This is a genomic window from Vibrio sp. 10N.261.54.A5 (assembly GCF_041471145.1).
Classification (GTDB): domain Bacteria; phylum Pseudomonadota; class Gammaproteobacteria; order Enterobacterales; family Vibrionaceae; genus Vibrio; species Vibrio crassostreae_C.
In genome coordinates this window covers 1-447 of the sequence record NZ_JBFRNU010000108.1, presented here as the reverse complement: position 1 = coordinate 447, position 447 = coordinate 1, and the positions used below count along the sequence as shown (strand labels likewise).

Annotated in this window: 3 tRNA genes; all 3 read right to left on the bottom strand. The window is 49.4% G+C overall.

From position 1 onward, the window contains the following. Positions 1 to 13: 13 nt before the first annotated feature. Positions 14 to 90 (bottom strand) — tRNA-Arg (locus AB4329_RS22310). A 57-nt stretch (positions 91 to 147) separates the two neighbouring features. Then, positions 148 to 224: transfer RNA gene (locus AB4329_RS22305), tRNA-Arg, on the bottom strand. Between the two features lie 58 nt (positions 225 to 282). Continuing rightward, positions 283 to 359: transfer RNA gene (locus AB4329_RS22300), tRNA-Arg, on the bottom strand. Positions 360 to 447: the final 88 nt, after the last annotated feature.

The following is a 447-nucleotide window of genomic DNA, read 5'->3' as shown; positions in this document are numbered from 1 at the left end:
AAGCCCTAAATAGTGGCGCGTCCTGGAGGATTCGAACCTCCGACCGCCTGGTTCGTAGCCAGGTACTCTATCCAGCTGAGCTAAGGACGCACGGTTTTCGATATCAGTATTTCCAATATCAGGAGTTCACAAGGAAACCCTAAAGAGTGGCGCGTCCTGGAGGATTCGAACCTCCGACCGCCTGGTTCGTAGCCAGGTACTCTATCCAGCTGAGCTAAGGACGCGCAGTTTTCGATATCGGTATTCCCAATATCAGGGGTTCATAAAAGAAACCCTAAATAGTGGCGCGCTCTGGAGGATTCGAACCTCCGACCGCCTGGTTCGTAGCCAGGTACTCTATCCAGCTGAGCTAAGAGCGCACGGTTTTAGTATCAATTCGTTGTAAACAACAACAACTCAATACAAGGATTTCTGTTCTTATAAGAAAGAAGCCCTAAATAGTGGCGC